The 18054-nt window shown below is 61.8% G+C and carries 21 protein-coding genes; 17 read left to right on the top strand and 4 right to left on the bottom strand.

Features of this window, described 5'->3' with window-relative positions:
* Positions 1-3 precede the first annotated feature (3 nt).
* Entirely contained in the window at positions 4-1026 is a 1023-nt protein-coding gene (locus FYB76_RS01705) for a LacI family DNA-binding transcriptional regulator (RefSeq protein ID WP_154132472.1), read from the bottom strand.
* Positions 1027-1127: 101 nt separating this feature from the next.
* On the bottom strand, positions 1128-1553 hold the full coding sequence (locus FYB76_RS01710) for a MarR family winged helix-turn-helix transcriptional regulator (RefSeq protein WP_088753648.1): 426 nt from the start codon (positions 1551-1553) through the stop codon (positions 1128-1130).
* A 137-nt stretch (positions 1554-1690) separates the two neighbouring features.
* Between FYB76_RS01710 and FYB76_RS01715 the strand changes: the two genes are divergently transcribed.
* Both FYB76_RS01715 and FYB76_RS01720 read left to right on the top strand, forming a co-directional pair.
* Positions 1691-2905, top strand: coding sequence for an HPP family protein (locus tag FYB76_RS01715; protein WP_195724548.1), 1215 nt, complete (start codon positions 1691-1693; stop codon positions 2903-2905).
* A 578-nt stretch (positions 2906-3483) separates the two neighbouring features.
* On the top strand, positions 3484-3702 hold the full coding sequence (locus FYB76_RS01720; protein ID WP_088753650.1) for a DUF1289 domain-containing protein: 219 nt from the start codon (positions 3484-3486) through the stop codon (positions 3700-3702).
* Here the strand turns inward: FYB76_RS01720 and FYB76_RS01725 are convergent.
* On the bottom strand, positions 3696-4334 hold the full coding sequence (locus tag FYB76_RS01725) for a Maf-like protein (protein ID WP_154132473.1): 639 nt from the start codon (positions 4332-4334) through the stop codon (positions 3696-3698). The genes FYB76_RS01720 and FYB76_RS01725 overlap by 7 nt on opposite strands.
* Positions 4335-4491: 157 nt before the next feature.
* Here FYB76_RS01725 and FYB76_RS01730 point away from each other — a divergent pair, with 157 nt between their 5' ends.
* A complete protein-coding gene (locus tag FYB76_RS01730; protein WP_088753652.1) occupies positions 4492-5022 on the top strand; it encodes a DUF177 domain-containing protein in 531 nt (176 codons plus the stop codon).
* A gap of 113 nt (positions 5023-5135) precedes the next feature.
* The gene (rpmF, locus tag FYB76_RS01735) at positions 5136-5318 is read left to right on the top strand and encodes a 50S ribosomal protein L32 (RefSeq protein ID WP_006463510.1); all 183 of its coding nucleotides are present in this window, start codon (positions 5136-5138) and stop codon (positions 5316-5318) included.
* Between the two features lie 6 nt (positions 5319-5324).
* On the opposite strand, the gene FYB76_RS01740 is transcribed toward rpmF, so the two are convergent.
* Positions 5325-5567, bottom strand: coding sequence for a hypothetical protein (locus tag FYB76_RS01740; protein WP_154132474.1), 243 nt, complete (start codon positions 5565-5567; stop codon positions 5325-5327).
* Between FYB76_RS01740 and plsX the strand changes: the two genes are divergently transcribed.
* The 13 genes from plsX (at position 5539) to lepA (ending at position 18054) form a co-directional block, all read left to right on the top strand.
* Entirely contained in the window at positions 5539-6636 is a 1098-nt protein-coding gene (gene plsX, locus FYB76_RS01745; protein WP_088753654.1) for a phosphate acyltransferase PlsX, read from the top strand. The two genes, FYB76_RS01740 and plsX, sit on opposite strands and share 29 nt — an antisense overlap.
* Positions 6637-6653: 17 nt before the next feature.
* Complete coding sequence (locus tag FYB76_RS01750; protein WP_088753655.1) at positions 6654-7640, top strand: beta-ketoacyl-ACP synthase III; 987 nt, start codon at positions 6654-6656, stop codon at positions 7638-7640.
* A gap of 89 nt (positions 7641-7729) precedes the next feature.
* Entirely contained in the window at positions 7730-8662 is a 933-nt protein-coding gene (gene fabD, locus FYB76_RS01755) for an ACP S-malonyltransferase (RefSeq protein ID WP_154132475.1), read from the top strand.
* Positions 8659-9414: a 3-oxoacyl-ACP reductase FabG gene (gene fabG, locus FYB76_RS01760; RefSeq protein ID WP_154132476.1), complete on the top strand. Its 756-nt coding sequence runs from the start codon at positions 8659-8661 to the stop codon at positions 9412-9414. The genes fabD and fabG overlap by 4 nt, the downstream gene beginning before the upstream one ends.
* A 163-nt stretch (positions 9415-9577) precedes the next feature.
* The gene (gene acpP / locus FYB76_RS01765; RefSeq protein ID WP_006463505.1) at positions 9578-9817 is read left to right on the top strand and encodes an acyl carrier protein; all 240 of its coding nucleotides are present in this window, start codon (positions 9578-9580) and stop codon (positions 9815-9817) included.
* A gap of 33 nt (positions 9818-9850) precedes the next feature.
* On the top strand, positions 9851-11092 hold the full coding sequence (fabF, locus tag FYB76_RS01770; RefSeq protein ID WP_039786392.1) for a beta-ketoacyl-ACP synthase II: 1242 nt from the start codon (positions 9851-9853) through the stop codon (positions 11090-11092).
* An 81-nt stretch (positions 11093-11173) separates the two neighbouring features.
* A complete protein-coding gene (locus FYB76_RS01775) occupies positions 11174-11671 on the top strand; it encodes a protein YgfX (protein ID WP_088753658.1) in 498 nt (165 codons plus the stop codon).
* Positions 11672-11762: 91 nt separating this feature from the next.
* Positions 11763-12365: an RNA polymerase sigma factor RpoE gene (rpoE, locus tag FYB76_RS01780; RefSeq protein WP_006463502.1), complete on the top strand. Its 603-nt coding sequence runs from the start codon at positions 11763-11765 to the stop codon at positions 12363-12365.
* A gap of 76 nt (positions 12366-12441) precedes the next feature.
* Positions 12442-13140 (top strand): sigma-E factor negative regulatory protein, encoded by a 699-nt coding sequence (locus tag FYB76_RS01785; RefSeq protein WP_154132477.1) that lies wholly within the window; start codon positions 12442-12444, stop codon positions 13138-13140.
* 1 nt (position 13141) lies between these two features.
* Complete coding sequence (locus FYB76_RS01790; RefSeq protein WP_154132478.1) at positions 13142-14188, top strand: MucB/RseB C-terminal domain-containing protein; 1047 nt, start codon at positions 13142-13144, stop codon at positions 14186-14188.
* A gap of 14 nt (positions 14189-14202) precedes the next feature.
* A complete protein-coding gene (locus FYB76_RS01795) occupies positions 14203-15681 on the top strand; it encodes a DegQ family serine endoprotease (protein WP_154132479.1) in 1479 nt (492 codons plus the stop codon).
* 121 nt (positions 15682-15802) lie between these two features.
* Entirely contained in the window at positions 15803-16096 is a 294-nt protein-coding gene (locus FYB76_RS01800) for a glutaredoxin family protein (protein WP_154132480.1), read from the top strand.
* Positions 16097-16260: 164 nt separating this feature from the next.
* Complete coding sequence (gene lepA, locus FYB76_RS01805) at positions 16261-18054, top strand: translation elongation factor 4 (RefSeq protein WP_154132481.1); 1794 nt, start codon at positions 16261-16263, stop codon at positions 18052-18054.

The raw sequence follows: 18054 nt of genomic DNA on the forward strand, positions 1-18054 counted from the left end.
GTCTCAGGTGCTTTCGCGTTCCAGGATTGAATACCCCAGGTCGCACAGCGGCTCGGGTACGGTCTGCCCGTCGAAGCGGGTCAGCAGCATCTCGGCTGCGGTCAGGCCGATCTGGTGTGCGCTGATCTGCACCGTGGTGAGGGCGGGCAGGACTTCGGTGGCGATCTCCAGGTTGGCGAATCCGGCCAGGGCGATGCGCCGGGGCACGGCGATGCCGCGCCGCGCGCATTCCAGTGCGGCACCGGCGGCCATGACGTCATTGCTGAAGAAGGCAGCTTCGATGTCCGGCTGCAGTGCCAGCAGCCGGCAGATGGTCTCGCGGCCGGCCTGCAGGAAGCTGCCCACCGGTACCACCAGATGCACCGGCTCCGGCGCGCCCTGTGCCAGCAGGGCAGCGCGCATGCCGGCAAAGCGTGCCAGGCCGCGCGGATCATCGCCGCCCACGAAGGCCATGCGGCGATAGCCCTTGCGCACCAGGTAATCTCCCATGGCCTGTCCGGCAGCATGGTTGTCGAAGCCGACCAGCATGTCGATGGGCTGCGGGCTCATGTCCCAGGTTTCCACTACCGGAATGCCGGCCGCCTTGAGCCGCTGGCGCGTGCGTGCCGAATGCTGCACGCCGGTCAGCACCAGGCCATCCACCCGGCGGCCGATGAAGGCTTCCACCAGGCCGGTTTCCGCTTCTTCCGAATAATTGGTCTGCCCCAGCAGCAACTGGTAGCCCTGCAGGCTGAGCTGCTCGGACAGGCCGCGCACGGTCTCGGCAAAGATCGAATGGCTGATGGTCGGCACGATGGCCGCCACGATGCGGGTGCGGCGTGAGGCCAGGCCGCCGGCCAGCATGTTGGGGATGTAGCCCATGCTGCTGATGAAGGATTCGACCCGTTCGCGCGTGGCAGGGGACACCTTTTCAGGCGTATTGATGACCCGCGAGACCGTGATGTGCGATACCCCGGCAGCGCGCGCCACATCTTCCTTGGTAATGGCGCGGGCGGGTGCAGCGGTAGGGGCGTCTTTGCGGGTCATGGGAAAGGCTGGAGAGAAGTTGTCGCCAGCATAACAGCAGCTGGCTCCGGCGGGTCTTGCGGATATCCGCAAGACCGTTGGCGCAGGGTCGGTAGCCGGGTTCAGTCGCGGTCGTTGAAGGCCGAGATGTGGGACACCTGGAATACGCCCGACAGCGACTGCAACTCATTGCGATGCAATTGCGCCAGGCGATGCAGGTATTGCTCGCCCAATTCGGTGAGGCGGACCTGGACCAGGCGCTTGTCGCGATCATCAGGGGTGCGCGTGACCAGGCCGGCCTTCACGCAGCGCGTGACCAGTGCCACCACGCCGTGATGCTGGGCTTGCAGGCGTTCGGCCAACTCGCTGATGCTGGCCCAGTCGCGCCCGGGATAGCCTTTGATGTGCAGCATGAGCAGGTATTGCAGCGGCGTCAGGCCTTCACCTTGGGCAGCGTCCTCCGAAAAGCGCAGGAAACGGCGTAGCTGGTAGCGAAATTCCGACAGCGCTTCGAAATCGTCTTTTTGCAGGCGGGGCGCGGCATTCATTGGCACACGCCTCCACTGTGAAGGAAAAGGGAGAGGGGCAAACGGGACATATATATCATCTTGTGATGTAATTGTGGCTTTGGCGCGCGCGCTGTCACGCGCGTGCCGTGTTGAAGACCCGTCGTCACGGAAGGGATATGCCCGATTCTATCTTGCTGTGGTTGAAAAGTTTTATTCCTGCCAAGACCAATGTCGATCGCTTCGAGCGCATGCGTGCTTGCGCCGGCAGTCTGTTCGGCATCCTGCTGGTCGGATTGATCAGCTATGCGCTGTTGCCGCATGAGGCGCATACCATCTGGCTGATCGCGCCCATGGGGGCGTCGGCGGTGCTGCTGTTCGCGGTGCCGTCCAGTCCGCTGGCCCAGCCTTGGTCGATCGTGGGTGGCAACCTCTGGGCCGCGTTCATCGGGGTGAGCTGCGCCAAGCTGGTGCAGGAGCCGGCCCTGGCGGCGGCGCTGGCCATTGCGCTGGCCATCGGCGGCATGTTCCTGTTGCGCTGCATTCATCCGCCCAGCGGGGCGGTCGCCTTGACGGCGGTGCTGGGCGGGCCGGTAGTGCATGACATGGGTTATGCCTTCGTGCTCTCGCCGGTGCTGCTCAATTCGGTACTGCTGCTGGCAGCCGCGCTGTTCTACAACAATGCCACCGGACGCCGCTATCCGCATGCCCAGCAGAGCGCTGCACCGCATCCGCACCAGACCCGCGACGAATTGCCGATCACGCGGCTGGGGTTCTCGCATGAAGATCTGGACGAAGTGCTGAAGGATTTCAACCAAGTGCTCGACATCGGCCGCGACGACCTTGAAGAAATCTTCCTGCAAACCGAAATGCGGGCCTATCACCGCCGCTTTGGCCAGACCCTGTGTGCCGCCGTGATGTCGCGCGATGTGGTCGCGGTGGAATTCGCTACCGGCCTGGACGAGGCCTGGCGCCTGCTGCAGGAGCACCAGTTGCGGGCCCTGCCGGTGCTCGATCGGGGGCGGCATGTGATCGGCATCGTCAGCCGGACCGACTTCCTCGAGCATGCCGGCGTGGAAGTGCATACGGGCCTGGCTGCACAGTTGCGCCGCTTGCTGCATCGTGTGCCGTTCTCGCATTCGGACAAGCCGGAAGTGGTCGGCCAGATCATGAGCCGGCCGGTCATTGCTGCGCAGGTCGATACGCCCTTGCTGGAGCTGGTGCCGCGCATGGCTGATGGATTGCACCAGATCCCGGTAGTGCAGGCTGATGGCAAGCTGGCCGGCATGCTGACGCAGTCGGACATGATCGCGGCCCTCTATGAGAAAAACCTGGCGGCCGCCCGTGCGGTGCCGGCCGCTGGCGCGGTGGGCAGCCTGCGCAGCGCCGCCTGATCGGCTTGACAGGCGGGCCGGGCGGGCGGAAGGTCGCATTCTATGCAGGGAAATTCATACACGGAGGCTGCGATGAGAATGAATGCGCTGATTTTGCTGGTGTTCGCTCTGTTATTGTCTTTGCAAGCCTGTGACCGCAAGGGTGGCAATCCACCCAAGCCGATGACGTCAGCGGTGCAGGGTAGCGGGGGGATGGGGTAGGTGGCAGGCCGCATGTGGTGCGGTTCGCACGGTAGATATGACGAATGTGAATATCAGCTATTGCCACAATAAAGCAGACTCGGCCGGGGTGCATCGCTATAGTTGCACCTGTCTCCTCCAATCTCCTTAAGAAATTGGATTCAAGCCCGCACCTCTTGGTCGCGGGCTTTTTTTTTGCCTGTCGCTTTTGCCTGTCGCTTTGGTGCAGCGGCGATGGACTCTTCATATCCCTTCGATCAGCAGGGAAAGGCTGTCCCCGGTTCTTGGTAAGATGCGAGGCATCGCGTTGCTGGTCAAGTGAAGGTTCTTGCCCGTTTGGTCTTCGTCCGGGCAGGCCGCTTGCGCAATGCTTCATCTTCCTCATTCAGATTCACTCAATGTCTTCCAGCTCTTCTTTGCCGTCTGCCATCCCGTCCGCACCCGAGCGTCCCGACACGCCTTGCGTGGCCGTCTGCTCCACCACCTTTGATGATGTGTGCCGCGGCTGCGGCCGTACCGTTGATGAAGTGGCGCAATGGGTCTTCATGGACAAGGACCAGCGCGAAGTCGTGTGGCAGCGCATCCTGGCCGAAGGCTATCCGCGCCGTAATTATTGAGTCGTACGGCCTGCTGCGAAGAACGCTACGCCCGCCCGCCGCAGCATGCCGGTCAATGCGATCAGGGGCAGGCCGGTGAGGGCCGTGGGATCGTCGCTGCGGATGCTCTCCAGGATGGCGATGCCCAGGCCCTCGTTCTTGGCGCTGCCGGCACAGTCGTAGGGCTGCTCGATACGCAGGTAGGCATCGAGCTCGGCGTCTTCCAGTGCGCGGAAACGCACCACCGTCTGCACATTGCAGACCTGCGCAGCGGCGGCCGCATCGGCTTGGCGGCCATCCCACAGGCACAGCGCCGTATGAAAGATCACTTCGCGCCCGCGCATCAGTTGCAATTGCTTCAGGGCATTGGCGTGATTGCCGGGTTTGCCGATCTGCAGGCCGTCCAGCGTGGCGACCTGGTCCGAACCGATCACCAGGGCGGGCCCGACCCGGGCGGCAATGGCGGCGGCCTTCTCGCGCGCCAGCCGCAAGGCCGTCGCTTCCGGCGTTTCGCCGGGCTGCGGGGTTTCGTCGATGTCCGGGGCCATGGTCTCGAAGGGCAGGCCGAGGCGGCCCAGCAATTCCTTGCGATAGACGGAGCTGGAGCCCAGGATCAGGCGGGGCAGGGCGGAATCGGTGCGGTGTGATGTCATGGTGAAGGCGCCTCACGCGCCGTGCTGAAACAATAAAACCCGGATTTTGGCGGAAATTCGCCACAAAAGTAGGGGTGCTTCCTCCGGCGAAGCCATTTTTAGCGAGATTTTCGCAAGCAACGCGCTAAGGCTTTGACTGGTAAGGAAATTTTCTGTTATGATCGCAGGTTTTCCGGATTCTGCTTTGGCTATGAATGCATTTGTTATCGACGCGTTCGAATTCTGCAGGCTGAAACAGCAGGCGCAGGGTGAGATTCCGGTTGCTGAATTAGGTCGTCTGGCGCAAGAGACGGTTGACCGTTCCGGCACGATTCGTTGGGCTTTGTCCGGCGATATCGACAAGCTGGGACATGCTCAACTCAGTCTGGCAGTGTCGGGTGCAGTTAATCTGATCTGTCAGCGTTGCCTGACGGCATTGAATTTCGAGATTGATTCGAAGTCGCTGCTGGTATTGGCAAAAGATGAGGCGCAAGCCGACACCATCGAAGAACTGCTGGATGATGACGAGATCGATGTCATCGTCGGTTCGGCGGCCTTCGACGTGAACTACCTGATCGAGGACGAGGCGCTGCTGGCCCTGCCGGTGGCACCCAAGCATGACGTCTGTCCTGACGGTAGTGTGGCGGACCAGGCCAAAGGTGCTGAACGGGCTTCCCCGTTTGAGGTACTGAAGAAGTTGAAGCAGTAACAAGTATTGTTGGGGAATGTCTGGCAAAGGCCGGGCAGCGGCACAGCGGGGTTGGAGAAACACCGATCCGATGTGTTAAAATTTTCAATCTTAAGTAAGGTTTAGGAGTAATCATGGCCGTTCAACAGAACAAAAAGACCCCGTCCAAGCGCGGTATGCATCGCGCACACGACTTTCTGACTGCACCCCCGCTGGCTGTGGAGCCGACCACTGGTGAGACCCACCTGCGTCACCACATCAGCCCCAACGGTTTCTACCGTGGTCGCAAGGTGCTGAAGACCAAGAACGACGAGTAATCTCATTCATTGAGCTTGCTGTTTTTGGAGAAAAGCGGCGCAATGAGCTTCTGTTTCAGGAGGTTCATTTTGCGCCGCTTTTTTATGTCCGCGACATCCGTCAGCGGACCTGCCTGCCTGCTTGCGTGAAGCTTCACCTGGTGCGCTGTCCAAGTGTGCCATTTTGAAGGCTTTGCAATCTGCCTCATAATGTGGGCTGGCAAGGCTCTGAATCAAATCGATGACCATCAAAATTTCAATCGACTGCATGGGTGGCGATCATGGCCCGTCAGTCACGCTCCCGGCCGCTGCCTCCTTCCTCAAGCGCCAACCTGATGCAGAGCTGATCCTGGTCGGCCAGGAAGCCGTGCTGCAGCCGCTGCTGAAGAAATACAAGCTGGCCGGCGAAGCCCGCATCCGCATTCACAATGCCACTGAAGTGGTGACCATGGACGACCCGATCGAGGTCGCCCTGCGCCGCAAGAAGGATTCTTCCCTGCGCGTGGCCGTGACCCTGGTCAAGGAGGGGGATGCCCATGCCGCCGTCTCGGCCGGCAACACCGGCGCCCTCATGGCGGTCTCGCGCTATGTGTTGAAGACCCTGCCGGGCGTGGACCGTCCGGCCATCTGCACCATCCTCCCCAACCAGAAGGATGGCCCCACCTACATGCTCGATCTCGGCGCCAACGTCGACTGCGAGCCACAGCATTTACATCAATTTGCACTCATGGGCTCGGCCCTGGTCGCGGTCATGGAAGGCAAGGCCAAGCCGACCGTGGGCCTGTTGAACGTGGGTGAAGAGGACATGAAGGGCAATGAGCTGGTCAAGGCGACCGCCGCCCTGCTGCGGGCCGACCATGAGAAGGGTATCCTCAACTTCTACGGCAACGTGGAAGGCAACGACATCTTCGAAGGCACGACCGACCTGGTGGTGTGCGATGGTTTCGTGGGCAACGTCACTCTGAAGGCCTCGGAAGGCCTGGGGCGATTCGTCAAGCAGGTGCTCACCAGCGAATTCAAGAAGGGCATCATCAACAAGCTCGGCGCCCTGATCGCCTACGGTGCCATCAAGGCCCTGTCACGCCGCCTCAACCCTTCCCGCTACAATGGCGCCAGTTTGCTGGGCCTGAAGGGCCTGGTCTTCAAGAGCCATGGCGGGGCCGATGTATATGCTTTCGAATGGGCCATCCGCCGCGCGTATGATGCGGCCAAGTATGATGTGCTCGCCCGTATTGCCGCCAGCATGGCGGAGCTGATGCCCCAGGAGCAGGGGCGCACGGCCGAGGCCCCTGCCAAGGCTTTCGAGCCGGCACCGGTCTCCCTGGATCAACCGAACTAACAGAGCAAGAAGACGGCATGACCACTTACAGCAAAATCGTCGGCACCGGCAGCTACCTGCCGGCCAAGCGCGTCACCAACCATGAGCTGGCCGCGCAGCTGGCCGAGCAGGGCATCGAGACCTCGGATGAATGGATCGTCACCCGCAGCGGCATCTCCGCGCGCCACTATGCCGAACCGGACCAGCTCTCCAGCGACCTCGCCCTGCAGGCAGCGCAGCGCGCCCTGGAAGCGGCGGGCATGCAGCCCAATGATATCGACCTGATCATCATGGCCACCTCCACCCCGGATCACCTGGGTGGCTTCCCGAGCACCGCCTGTGTGGTCCAGCGCAAGCTGGGCATCACCAATGGCGCGCCGGCCATGGATGTGCAGGCCGTCTGCAGCGGCTTCGTCTACGCCATGTCGGTGGCAGACAGCTTCATCAAATCGGGTGCTCACAAGAACGTCCTGGTCATAGGCGCCGAAGTGTTCTCGCGCATTCTGGATTTCAAGGATCGCACTACCTGTGTGCTCTTCGGCGACGGCGCCGGCGCCATCGTCATGAGCGCCTCGCAGGAGCCAGGCGTGCTGGCGACCAAGCTGCACGCCGATGGCAGCCATGGCCACATCCTGTGCGTGCCGGGCAGTGTCAACAATGGCACCGTTGCTGGCAGTGCCTACCTGTACATGGACGGCCCGGCGGTCTTCAAACTGGCCGTTTCGCTGCTGGACAAGGTGGCGCGCGAAGCGCTGGAAGCGGCCCGGATGCAATCCACCGAGGTCGACTGGCTGGTGCCGCACCAGGCCAATATCCGCATCATGCAGGGCACGGCCAAGAAGATGGGCCTGCCGCTGGAAAAGATGGTGGTCACCGTGGCCGAACACGGCAATACCTCGGCGGCCTCGATTCCCTTGGCGCTGGACCAGGCAGTGCGCGATGGTCGCATCCAGCCGGGCCACACCGTCATGATGGAAGGCGTCGGCGGCGGCTTCACCTGGGGCGCCGTGCTGGTGCGCATGTAAAGCGGGCAGGGAGGGCTGCTGATGCAGTCCTTTCGTTCACTGGCTTCATCGATTTCCTGCATTTTCATCCAATTTACCTACATCCAAGCATGACAACATTTGCTTTCGTTTTCCCGGGCCAGGGTTCGCAGGCCATCGGGATGCTCAATGGTTTTGCCGACAATGAAGTCGTTCGCCAGACCGTCGCTGAAGCTTCCGACGCACTGCAATTCGACCTGGGCAAGCTCATCGCTGAAGGTCCCAAGGAAGACCTGGACCTGACCACCAACACCCAGCCCGTCATGCTGACGGCTGCCGTGGCCTTCTATCGCGCCTGGCTGGCCGCAGGCGGCAAGAAACCGGCGCTGGTCGCCGGCCACAGTCTGGGCGAATACTCGGCGCTGGTCGCCGCTGGCGTGATCGCCTTCAAGGATGCGGTGCCGCTGGTGCGCTTCCGCGCGCAAGCCATGCAGGAAGCCGTGCCGGTCGGGCAGGGCGGCATGGCAGCCATTCTCGGCCTGTCCGATGAGGATGTGCGTGCGGCCTGCGCCGAAGCGGCGCAAGGTGAAGTGGTCGAAGCCGTCAATTTCAACGCCCCCGCACAAGTCGTGATCGCCGGCCACAAGGCTGCTGTCGGTCGTGCCTGCGACATCGCCAAGGCCAAGGGTGCCAAGCGCGCATTGCCGCTGCCGGTGTCGGCGCCGTTCCACTCTTCGCTCTTGAAGCCCGCTTCGGATCGCCTGCAAGCCTATCTGGCCAACGTGGTGTTTTCTGCCCCGCAGATCCCGCTGATCAACAACGTCGACGTGGCCGTGGTCAATGATCCGGCTGCCATCAAGGATGCCCTGGTGCGCCAGGCGGCCGCGCCCGTGCGCTGGGTCGAGACGGTGCAGAAGATGGGGGCCGACGGCGTCACCCACCTGATCGAATGCGGTCCGGGCAAGGTGTTGACCGGCCTGACCAAGCGCATCAATGGCGATCTGGTGGGTGAGGCCATCGTCGACCAGGAATCCCTGAACAAAGTATTGGAGTTGCTGAAATGAGTGCACAGAATCTGCAAGGCCAGGTTGCCCTGGTGACCGGCGCCTCGCGCGGTATTGGCCGAGCCATCGCTACCGAGCTGGCAAAGCAGGGCGCCAAGGTGGTCGGTACGGCGACCTCGGAATCGGGTGCGGCCGCCATCAGCGAGTACCTGGCAGCACTGGGTCCGGAAGCCGGTCGCGGTGCGGTCCTCAACGTCAACGACGCAGAAGCCAGCGTGGCCCTCGTGGAGCAGGTGCAGAAGGAATTCGGCACACTCTCCATCCTGGTCAACAATGCCGGCATCACTCAGGACCAACTGGCCATGCGCATGAAGGACGAGGAGTGGGACAGCGTCATCGCCACCAACCTGACCGCCGTCGGCCGCCTGTCGCGCGCCGTGCTGCGCGGCATGATGAAGGCGCGTACCGGCCGTATCATCAACATCACTTCCGTGGTGGGCGAGGCCGGCAATCCCGGCCAGATGAACTATGCTGCCGCCAAGGCCGGCGTGGCCGGCATGAGCCGCGCGCTGGCGCGCGAGATCGGCAGCCGCAACATCACCGTGAACTGCGTCGCGCCCGGTTTCATCGATACCGACATGACCAAGGCGCTGAACGAACAGCAGTCCGCCGCCATCCTGCAGCAGATCCCGCTGGGACGCCTGGGCGCGGCAGAGGAAATCGCCTATGCGGTAGCCTTCCTGGCCTCCCCGCAAGCGGCCTACATCACCGGTACGACGCTCAATGTCAATGGCGGCATGTACATGGGTTAAGTAAGTCTTGGGGGCTTGATTCAAGTCCTTTTGACGACTTTTGTTTGCAGTTAAGCTGGACTTGGCACAATCTTGCCAGGAATAGTTAAAAGTAAATTTTCCGCGCGCAAACCTGCTAAAATGCGCGCACTTTTGTAACCTATCATCCCTCTGGAGGAACACTATGTCCGATATCGAACAACGCGTGAAGAAGATCGTCGCTGAGCAACTGGGCGTCGCCGAAGCCGACATCAAGAACGAATCGTCGTTCGTGGACGACCTGGGCGCCGACTCGCTGGACACCGTCGAGCTGGTCATGGCACTGGAAGATGAGTTCGAAATGGAAATCCCCGACGAACAAGCTGAAAAGATCACCACCGTGCAACAGGCGATCGACTACGCAAAGTCGCAAGTCAAGGCCTGATAAGGGCTTTGGTCAAAGTTTCAGGAGAATTGCTTGAGCCGCACTCGTGAACGTCGTGTAGTCATTACCGGCCTGGGATGCATCTCGCCTGTCGGCAACAACGTCGCCGATACGTGGAGTGCCATCAAGGAAGGCAAGTCCGGCATCGCTACCGTCACCAAGTTCGACGCAACCCCCTTCACCACGCACTTCGCCGGTGAAGTCAAGGGCTTCAATATCGAGGATTACATCCCCGCCAAGGAAGCGCGTCATATGGATACCTTCATCCACTTCGGCATGGCCGCCGGTATCCAGGCCATCCAGGACAGTGGATTGACGGTGACTGATGAGAATGCCGAGCGCATTGGCGTCATGATCGGTTCGGGCATCGGCGGCTTGCCGCTGATCGAAGAAACCCATGCCGAACTGACCAACCGTGGTCCGCGCCGCATCAGCCCCTTCTTCATTCCGGCCTCGATCATCAACATGATCTCGGGCAACTTGTCCATCAAGTTCGGTCTGAAGGGCCCCAACCTGGCGATCGTTACCGCCTGCACCACCGGCCTGCATTGCATCGGCTCTGCCGCACGCATGATCATGTACGGCGATGCGGACGTGATGGTTGCCGGCGGCGCAGAATCCAGCGTTTCGCCGCTGGGTATCGGTGGTTTCGCTTCGGCGCGCGCACTGTCGACCCGCAACGATGATCCCGCGACCGCGTCCCGCCCCTGGGACAAGGATCGCGACGGCTTCGTGCTGGGCGAGGGTGCCGGCGTGATGGTGCTCGAAGAGTACGAACACGCCAAGGCCCGTGGCGCCAAGATCTATGCAGAGCTGCTCGGCTTCGGCATGAGCGGCGATGCTTACCACATGACTGCGCCCAACCTGGATGGTCCGCGCCGCTGCGTGCTCAATGCACTGCGCGACGCCGGTGTCAATCCGGATGAAGTGCAGTACCTGAACGCGCACGGTACGTCGACCCCGCTGGGCGACAAGAACGAATCCGACGCGATCAAGGCCGCATTCGGCGACCATGCTTACAAGATGGTTGTCAATTCGACCAAATCCATGACCGGCCACCTCCTAGGTGGTGCCGGTGGCCTGGAAACGGTGTTGACCGTGCTGGCAGTGCACAATCAGGTGTCGCCGCCGACGATGAACATCTTCAACCAGGATCCGGAATGCGATCTGGATTACTGCGCCAACCAGGCGCGGGACATGAAGATCGATATTGCCGTCAAGAACTCCTTCGGGTTCGGTGGCACCAACGGTACCCTGGTCATCGGCAAGATGTAAAATGCAAGACCCGGCTTCCCTTCGGAAGCCGGGTTTGTCGTTTTAATGGCGCACATTGCGCACTTTCCGCCCGGGTAACCCATGTCGATCGCAGTGTCTGCGGATATCAAACCTTCCCGCTTGCTCCTCCTGGTCACTGCCTTTGCTTCGCTGTGCGTGGCCTTGATCGGCGTAGTGCTGGTGTTTGGCCTGCCGGGTGCGTTGTCCTGGACTGCCCGCATCCTCCTGGCCATGAGCTGCATCCTGGCGGCGGCGCTGGCCATGGCGCTGGTGTTGCGCGCGCGCAAGGTGATCTGGCTGCATATTTCCGGCACCGGGCAGATTCGCGTAGTAGAGCACCTGCTGCCCTCGGCGCGCGCCAAGCCGCAGGTGATGAAAGCCGGGCTGGCCCAGCTGCTGGCTGGCAGCACCATCTGGCCAGGCATGCTGTTTCTGCGCCTGCGCCTGGAAAATGGCAAGACCCGAACCATTCCCATTCTCACGGATTCCGTCTCCGAAGATACATTCCGTGCACTTTCCGTGGCGTGCCGCTGGCTGATCAGTCACAATACGGCCAAGGCAAGGATGCTGGAAAAATAAGGCTGGCAGACTTGAAAATTGCCGAGCTGGAAGCATCTGCGCGAGGCAATGACGATAAAACAACACGGCCATAAAAAACAAGGAACCCGGTTTGACGACAGAACGCGAAATAGACCAACAGCTTGTTGAGCGCGTCCAGCGTGGCGACAAGAAGGCGTTCGAGCTATTGGTAGTCAAGTATCAACGCAAGCTGATGCGCCTGGTGTCACGCCTGGTGCGCGACCAGGCCGAAGCCGAAGACGTGGTGCAGGAAGCCTTCATCAAGGCATATCGTGCGCTGCCGCAATTCCGCGGCGATTCGGCCTTCTATACCTGGCTTTACCGCATCGGCATCAACACTGCCAAGAACTATTTGGTCACCATGGGCCGCAGGGCGCCAACTTCGACAGAAGCAGATGCAGAAGAAGCTGAAACTTTTGACGACGCAGACCATCTGAGGGACATCAACACTCCAGAGTCGATGTTGGCCACCAAGCAGATTGCTCAAACGGTCAACGTGGCGATGGAGGCATTGCCGGAAGAATTACGTACTGCCATCACGTTGCGCGAGATCGAGGGGTTGAGCTACGACGAGATTGCAGATGCGATGAATTGTCCGATCGGCACCGTGCGCAGCCGTATTTTCCGCGCCCGGGAAGCAATTGCCGAGAAGTTGCGTCCACTGCTGGATACGGCGGCGGACAAGCGCTGGTAATGAGGCCACAAGCCTGTTGTTAAAAAGAAAATAATAAAGCGGGTATGGAACTAAGATATTTGCCGGGTGACTGCACATGGATACCAAAGTAACGACCAAAGAACAGATCTCAGCCCTCGCCGATGGTGAGCTGGGTTCTGAAGAAATGACCCTTGCCTTCGCGGCCCTGCGTTCTTCCAAGGACGCCCAGGACGCTTGGGAGGATTACCATCGCATCGGCGAGGTGCTGCGTTCGGAGGAGATGGATGTCTCCCTGAGTGCTGGCTTCTCGGCCAAGATGAGCGCCTTGCTCGACGCCGAGCCCGCCATCGTGGCACCGCAGCTTGCGCCTGCCCAGCCGGTGGCAGAGGTGGCACCGGCCGCGCAGGCCGTGGCAGCGTCCAAGACCGCCGCCAATGGCGACCATCGCGCGAGCCGTCCCGGCCGCCTGGTGCGTTTCCTGATGCCCAGCGCTGCAGCGGCTGCAGCTGCCGTAGCCGCGGTGTTCGTGGCCATGCCGCAGCAAGCGGTGGTGACGGCCGACGCCAAGGGGGCAGCGCCTGTGGCCCAGGTGGCTTCGGCACCGGTCAATGTGCCCTCGGCCATTGCCACCGTCGCCGATACCAACGGCAATCCGCAGAACGTGAACCAACTGAGCTCGCTGGCGCAACAGGGTGAAGTCAAGCGCGATCCGCGCATCGACGATTACCTGTTCGCTCATCAGCGTTTCTCGCCGTCCTACAGTTCGGCGCAATACACCCGTTCCGCAGCCTTCTCCTCGGACGCAGACAAGTAAGATGCATCTGACGGGGCGTCTGTACGGCGTACTGTGCTTGCTGACCACGTTGTTGGGGTTTTCCTTGGCGCCATCCGCTCATGCGGCGGATGGCGTTTCCACAACTGCGGCCAGCGAAGCCACCACTTCTTCCGCCATGCTGGCGCAATTGCAAAAAATGCAATCTGCTGCCCAGCGTCTCAATTACTCAGGCAGTTTCGTCTACCAGCAGGCCGCGCAGATGCGCAGCTCGCGGGTCACCCATGTGGTGGCCGGCAAGAGCGAGCTGGAAAAGCTGGAACTGCTCGACGGCAAGCCGCGCGAGTTCGTGCGCGACAACGAGGAGGTCGCCAGTTACGACCCCGAGCAGCGCATCGTGCGCCGTGAAAAGCGGGTCACCCGCGATACTTTCCCGGCCATCGTCGATGCGCGCCCGGAAGACCTTGCCCGCTACTATCGGCTGCAGTCCGACGGCGATGAGCGCGTGGCCGGCCGCAACTGCCAGGCCATCGTGCTGGCGCCGCGCGACAAGCTGCGCTACGGCTACCGTTTCTGCGCCGACCAGGCCACCGGCCTGCTGCTGCGTGCACAGACGCTGGATGGCCGTGGCGAGGTGATCGAACAGATCGCCTTCACCCAGATCGACATCGGGGGGATTGATCGCGCCCGCGTCAACCCCACTTACAAGGACACGCGCGGCTGGCGCATCGAAAAGGCCGCCACGGTGCCGGCCGACCTGTCGGCCTGGCAGGTCGTGCCGCCGCCTGGTTTCCAGAAGATCCAGCAGGTGCGGCGCGTCATTTCCGACAGCGGTGAGGCGGGTGCTGCGCCGGCCCAGAACCGTCCGGCTGAACGCGAAGTCCTGCAAGTCGTGTTTTCCGACGGGCTGGCTGCCATCTCGGTGTTCATCGAGCCAGGCAGCCAAGGCCGGGAAGAGGGTACGATACAGCAGGGTGCCATGAATATCCTGGGCAAACGCCAGGGAGATTACTGGCTCACTGTGGTGGGAGAGGTGCCCGCCGCTGCGATTCGTCAGGTCGCCAATTCCATTGAACTGAAATCCAAATAAAAGAGACCGTTGCAATGACTCCCATGAAGAACACCCTTGCCGGCGCCTTGCTGGCCGCTTCCGTCTTCGCTGCAGCACCGGCCGTGGTGGCGGCGCCTCCCGTGGCTTTGCCCACGGTCGCAGCCCTGCCTGACTTCGCCGATATCGTCGAGCGCACCGGTCCGGCGGTGGTGAATATTCGTACTACCGAGCGCGTGCGCCAGAATGCCCAAGGGCAGGGCGGCATGGATGATCCGGAGATGCAGGAATTCTTCCGCCGCTTCTTCGGCATCCCCATCCCGCGCCAGCAGCAACCTGGTACCCCGCGCGGCAATGGCAAGCAGGGCGGCCAGGGCCAGCAGGAAGAAGTGCCGCGCGGCGTGGGCTCGGGCTTCATCATCTCGGCCGATGGCTTCATCATGACCAATGCGCACGTGGTGGATGGGGCCAGCGAGGTCTACGTAACCCTGACCGACAAACGTGAATTCAAAGCCAAGATCGTGGGCTCGGATACCCGCACCGACGTGGCCGTGCTCAAGATCGATGGCAGCAACCTGCCGCGCCTGAACATGGGCGACTCCGACAAGATCCGCGTCGGTGAATGGGTATTGGCGATCGGCTCGCCCTTCGGCCTGGAAAATACCGTGACCGCCGGCATCGTCTCGGCCAAGGCGCGCGACACCGGCGACTACCTGCCGTTGATCCAGACCGACGTGGCGGTCAACCCGGGCAATTCGGGTGGCCCGCTGATCAACCTCAAGGGGGAGGTGGTCGGCATCAACTCGCAGATCTACAGCCGTTCCGGCGGCTTCATGGGCATCTCCTTTGCGGTGCCCATCGATGAGGCGCTGCGTGTAGCCGACCAGCTCAAGGCCAGCGGACGCGTCACGCGCGGCCGTATCGGCGTGCAGATCGGCGAAGTCACCAAGGATGTGGCCGAGTCGCTGGGCCTGGCCCGTGCGCAGGGCGCGCTAGTGCAGCGCGTGGAAGCCGGTGGCCCGGCTGACAAGGCGGGCCTGGAGGCGGGCGACATCATCCTGAAGTACAACGGCGCAGCCATCGAGCGCCCCAGCGACTTGCCGCGCATGGTCGGTTCCACCAAGCCGGGTGCCAAGGCCACCGTCAATATCTGGCGCAAGGGCAGTGCCCGTGACGTCAGCGTGACCGTGGTCGAGCTGGAAGCCGACAAGCCCAAGCAGGCCGAGGAAAAGAAGGCCAAGCCCGACAACGCCCCCAACTCCCTGGGCCTGGTGGTGAGCGACCTGAGCGATGCGCAGAAGAAGGAGCTGAAGGTCGAAAACGGCGTGCTGGTGGAAAACGTCAGCGGTGCCGCTGCTGCCGCCGGCATCCGTCCGGGCGATGTCATCCAGCGTCTCAACGAGGTCGATGTCAACGACAGCAAGCAATTTGGCCAGCTGGTGGCCAAGCTCGATGCCAAGAAGCGGGCGGCGGTGCTGGTGCGCCGTGGCGACTCCTCGCAGTTCGTGCCGCTGCGTCCGAACGGCGGCAACTGAGGTCGGGCCATTTTTCCGTAAAATTGCCTGATACTTCAGCATGAAGGCTGCGGCTCACAAGGGCCGCAGCCTTTTTCCTTGGTCCGCGCCGGGCTGAGGAAAGAAACTTTCATATGAGCCTATGACCACCCCTTCTTCGCACCCGGTCGCCGGGCAAGCCCTGCACTTCATCATCTATTCGCGCAGCTACTGCCACCTCTGTGAAGACCTGCGTGAGGCCTTGCGCCAGGCCCTGGGGGATATCCCGGCGGAGATCGAGATGGTCGATGTAGATGCCGATGAGGCGTTGGTCGCGCGTTACGACGAACTGGTGCCGGTGCTGATGGGGCAGGGCGGCGATGGCCAGTGGCAGGAGTTGTGCCATTACCATCTGGATAAGCCGCGCCTGCAGGCGTTTGTTGCTGGAATGAAATAAGTTGTGTTGTCGCAGCCAGGTCCGGCTGCGCGGCCTGGCACCGGAAAGTCGGGCTTGTCCCTGTGAATTCCGGTAAAATGCTGGGTCGAATAAGCTGTTGCAAAGGCGCTCGGCTGGGCAAAGCCCGCTACAGAGCGCCTTTTTTCATCGTTTCCAGTCTGTTAATGAACAATATCCGTAATTTCTCGATCATCGCCCACATCGATCACGGCAAGTCCACGCTCGCCGACCGCATCATCCAGTTGTGCGGGGGCTTGTCCAACCGCGAGATGGAAGCCCAGGTGCTGGATTCGATGGATATCGAGCGCGAGCGCGGCATCACCATCAAGGCCCAGACCGCCGCCCTGGCCTACAAGGCCAAGGATGGCCAGATCTACAATCTCAACCTGATCGACACCCCGGGGCACGTCGACTTCAGCTATGAAGTCTCGCGCTCGCTGTCGGCCTGCGAAGGCGCGCTGCTGGTGGTCGATGCCTCCCAAGGCGTGGAAGCGCAGACGGTGGCCAACTGCTACACGGCCCTGGACCTGGGCGTGGAAGTGGTGCCGGTCTTGAACAAGATCGACCTGCCCTCCGCTGATCCGGACAACGCCAAGAGCGAGATCGAGGACGTGATCGGCATCGACGCATCCGACGCCACTCCCTGCTCGGCCAAGACCGGCCTGGGCGTGGAAGACGTGCTCGAAGCCATCGTGGCCAAGGTGCCGGCCCCCAAGGGCGACCCGGATGCCCCGCTGCAGGCGCTGATCATCGATTCCTGGTTCGACAACTATGTCGGCGTGGTCATGCTGGTGCGTATCGTCAATGGCACCTTGCGTCCCAAGGACAAGATCCTGCTGATGGCCACCGAGACCCAGTACCTGACCGAAAGCATCGGCGTGTTCACGCCCAAGTCGCAATCGCGCGACGCCCTGACGGCTGGACAGGTCGGTTTCGTCATCGCCGGCATCAAGGAATTGAAGTCCGCGCGCGTGGGCGACACCATCACCCTGGCCGGCAAGCCGGCACCCGCGCCGCTGCCTGGCTTCAAGGAAGTGCAGCCGCAGGTGTTTGCGGGCCTGTTCCCGGTGGAAGCCAACCAGTACGATGCCCTGCGCGACTCGCTGGAAAAATTGAAGCTCAACGACGCCGCCCTGATGTACGAGCCGGAAGTGTCGCAGGCGCTGGGCTTCGGCTTCCGCTGCGGCTTCCTGGGCCTGCTGCACATGGAAATCGTGCAGGAGCGCCTGGAGCGCGAGTTCGACATGGACCTCATCACCACCGCGCCGACGGTGGTGTATGAAGTGCAGCAGCGCGACGGCACCCTGCTGATGGTGGACAACCCGTCGAAGATGCCGGAAGTCTCCAAGATCGAGGAAATCCGCGAACCCATCGTCACCGTCAACCTGTACATGCCGCAGGAATACGTGGGCTCGGTCATCACCCTGTGCACGCAGAAACGCGGCATCCAGATGAACATGAGCTACCACGGCAAGCAGGTGCAGCTGACCTATGAAATGCCGATGGCCGAAATCGTGCTGGACTTCTTCGATCGCCTGAAGTCCACCTCGCGCGGCTACGCCTCCATGGACTACGAGTTCAAGGAATACCGCGCAGCCGACGTGGTCAAGGTCGACATGCTGATCAACAGCGAGAAGGTCGATGCGCTGGCCATCATCGTGCACCGTGCCGCGGCCCAGATCCGCGGTCGCCAGGTGGCGGCCAAGATGCGTGAGCTGATCCCGCGCCAGATGTTCGACGTGGCCATCCAGGCCGCCATTGGTGCCACCATCATCTCGCGTGAAAACGTCAAGGCCATGCGCAAGAACGTGCTGGCCAAGTGCTATGGCGGCGACATCTCCCGCAAGCGCAAGCTGCTGGAAAAGCAGAAGGCCGGCAAGAAGCGCATGAAGCAGGTGGGCTCGGTCGAAATTCCGCAGGAAGCATTCCTGGCAATCTTACAAGTGGACGATAAATAA

The organism is Herbaspirillum sp. CAH-3 (assembly GCF_009668275.1).
GTDB classification, from domain to species: Bacteria; Pseudomonadota; Gammaproteobacteria; order Burkholderiales; family Burkholderiaceae_D; genus Herbaspirillum; species Herbaspirillum aquaticum.

Bases quoted from the DNA above. Each gene is read 5' to 3' on its own strand.
- FYB76_RS01705 (WP_154132472.1), bottom strand. From the start codon at position 1,026: ATGACCCGCAAAGACGCCCCTACCGCTGCACCCGCCCGCGCCATTACC.
- FYB76_RS01710 (WP_088753648.1), bottom strand. From the start codon at position 1,553: ATGAATGCCGCGCCCCGCCTGCAAAAAGACGATTTCGAAGCGCTGTCG.
- FYB76_RS01715 (WP_195724548.1), top strand. From the start codon at position 1,691: ATGCCCGATTCTATCTTGCTGTGGTTGAAAAGTTTTATTCCTGCCAAG.
- FYB76_RS01720 (WP_088753650.1), top strand. From the start codon at position 3,484: ATGTCTTCCAGCTCTTCTTTGCCGTCTGCCATCCCGTCCGCACCCGAG.
- FYB76_RS01725 (WP_154132473.1), bottom strand. From the start codon at position 4,334: ATGACATCACACCGCACCGATTCCGCCCTGCCCCGCCTGATCCTGGGC.
- FYB76_RS01730 (WP_088753652.1), top strand. From the start codon at position 4,492: ATGATCGCAGGTTTTCCGGATTCTGCTTTGGCTATGAATGCATTTGTT.
- rpmF (WP_006463510.1), top strand. From the start codon at position 5,136: ATGGCCGTTCAACAGAACAAAAAGACCCCGTCCAAGCGCGGTATGCAT.
- plsX (WP_088753654.1), top strand. From the start codon at position 5,539: ATGACCATCAAAATTTCAATCGACTGCATGGGTGGCGATCATGGCCCG.
- FYB76_RS01740 (WP_154132474.1), bottom strand. From the start codon at position 5,567: ATGCAGTCGATTGAAATTTTGATGGTCATCGATTTGATTCAGAGCCTT.
- FYB76_RS01750 (WP_088753655.1), top strand. From the start codon at position 6,654: ATGACCACTTACAGCAAAATCGTCGGCACCGGCAGCTACCTGCCGGCC.
- fabD (WP_154132475.1), top strand. From the start codon at position 7,730: ATGACAACATTTGCTTTCGTTTTCCCGGGCCAGGGTTCGCAGGCCATC.
- fabG (WP_154132476.1), top strand. From the start codon at position 8,659: ATGAGTGCACAGAATCTGCAAGGCCAGGTTGCCCTGGTGACCGGCGCC.
- acpP (WP_006463505.1), top strand. From the start codon at position 9,578: ATGTCCGATATCGAACAACGCGTGAAGAAGATCGTCGCTGAGCAACTG.
- FYB76_RS01775 (WP_088753658.1), top strand. From the start codon at position 11,174: ATGTCGATCGCAGTGTCTGCGGATATCAAACCTTCCCGCTTGCTCCTC.
- FYB76_RS01785 (WP_154132477.1), top strand. From the start codon at position 12,442: ATGGATACCAAAGTAACGACCAAAGAACAGATCTCAGCCCTCGCCGAT.
- FYB76_RS01790 (WP_154132478.1), top strand. From the start codon at position 13,142: ATGCATCTGACGGGGCGTCTGTACGGCGTACTGTGCTTGCTGACCACG.
- FYB76_RS01795 (WP_154132479.1), top strand. From the start codon at position 14,203: ATGACTCCCATGAAGAACACCCTTGCCGGCGCCTTGCTGGCCGCTTCC.
- FYB76_RS01800 (WP_154132480.1), top strand. From the start codon at position 15,803: ATGACCACCCCTTCTTCGCACCCGGTCGCCGGGCAAGCCCTGCACTTC.
- lepA (WP_154132481.1), top strand. From the start codon at position 16,261: ATGAACAATATCCGTAATTTCTCGATCATCGCCCACATCGATCACGGC.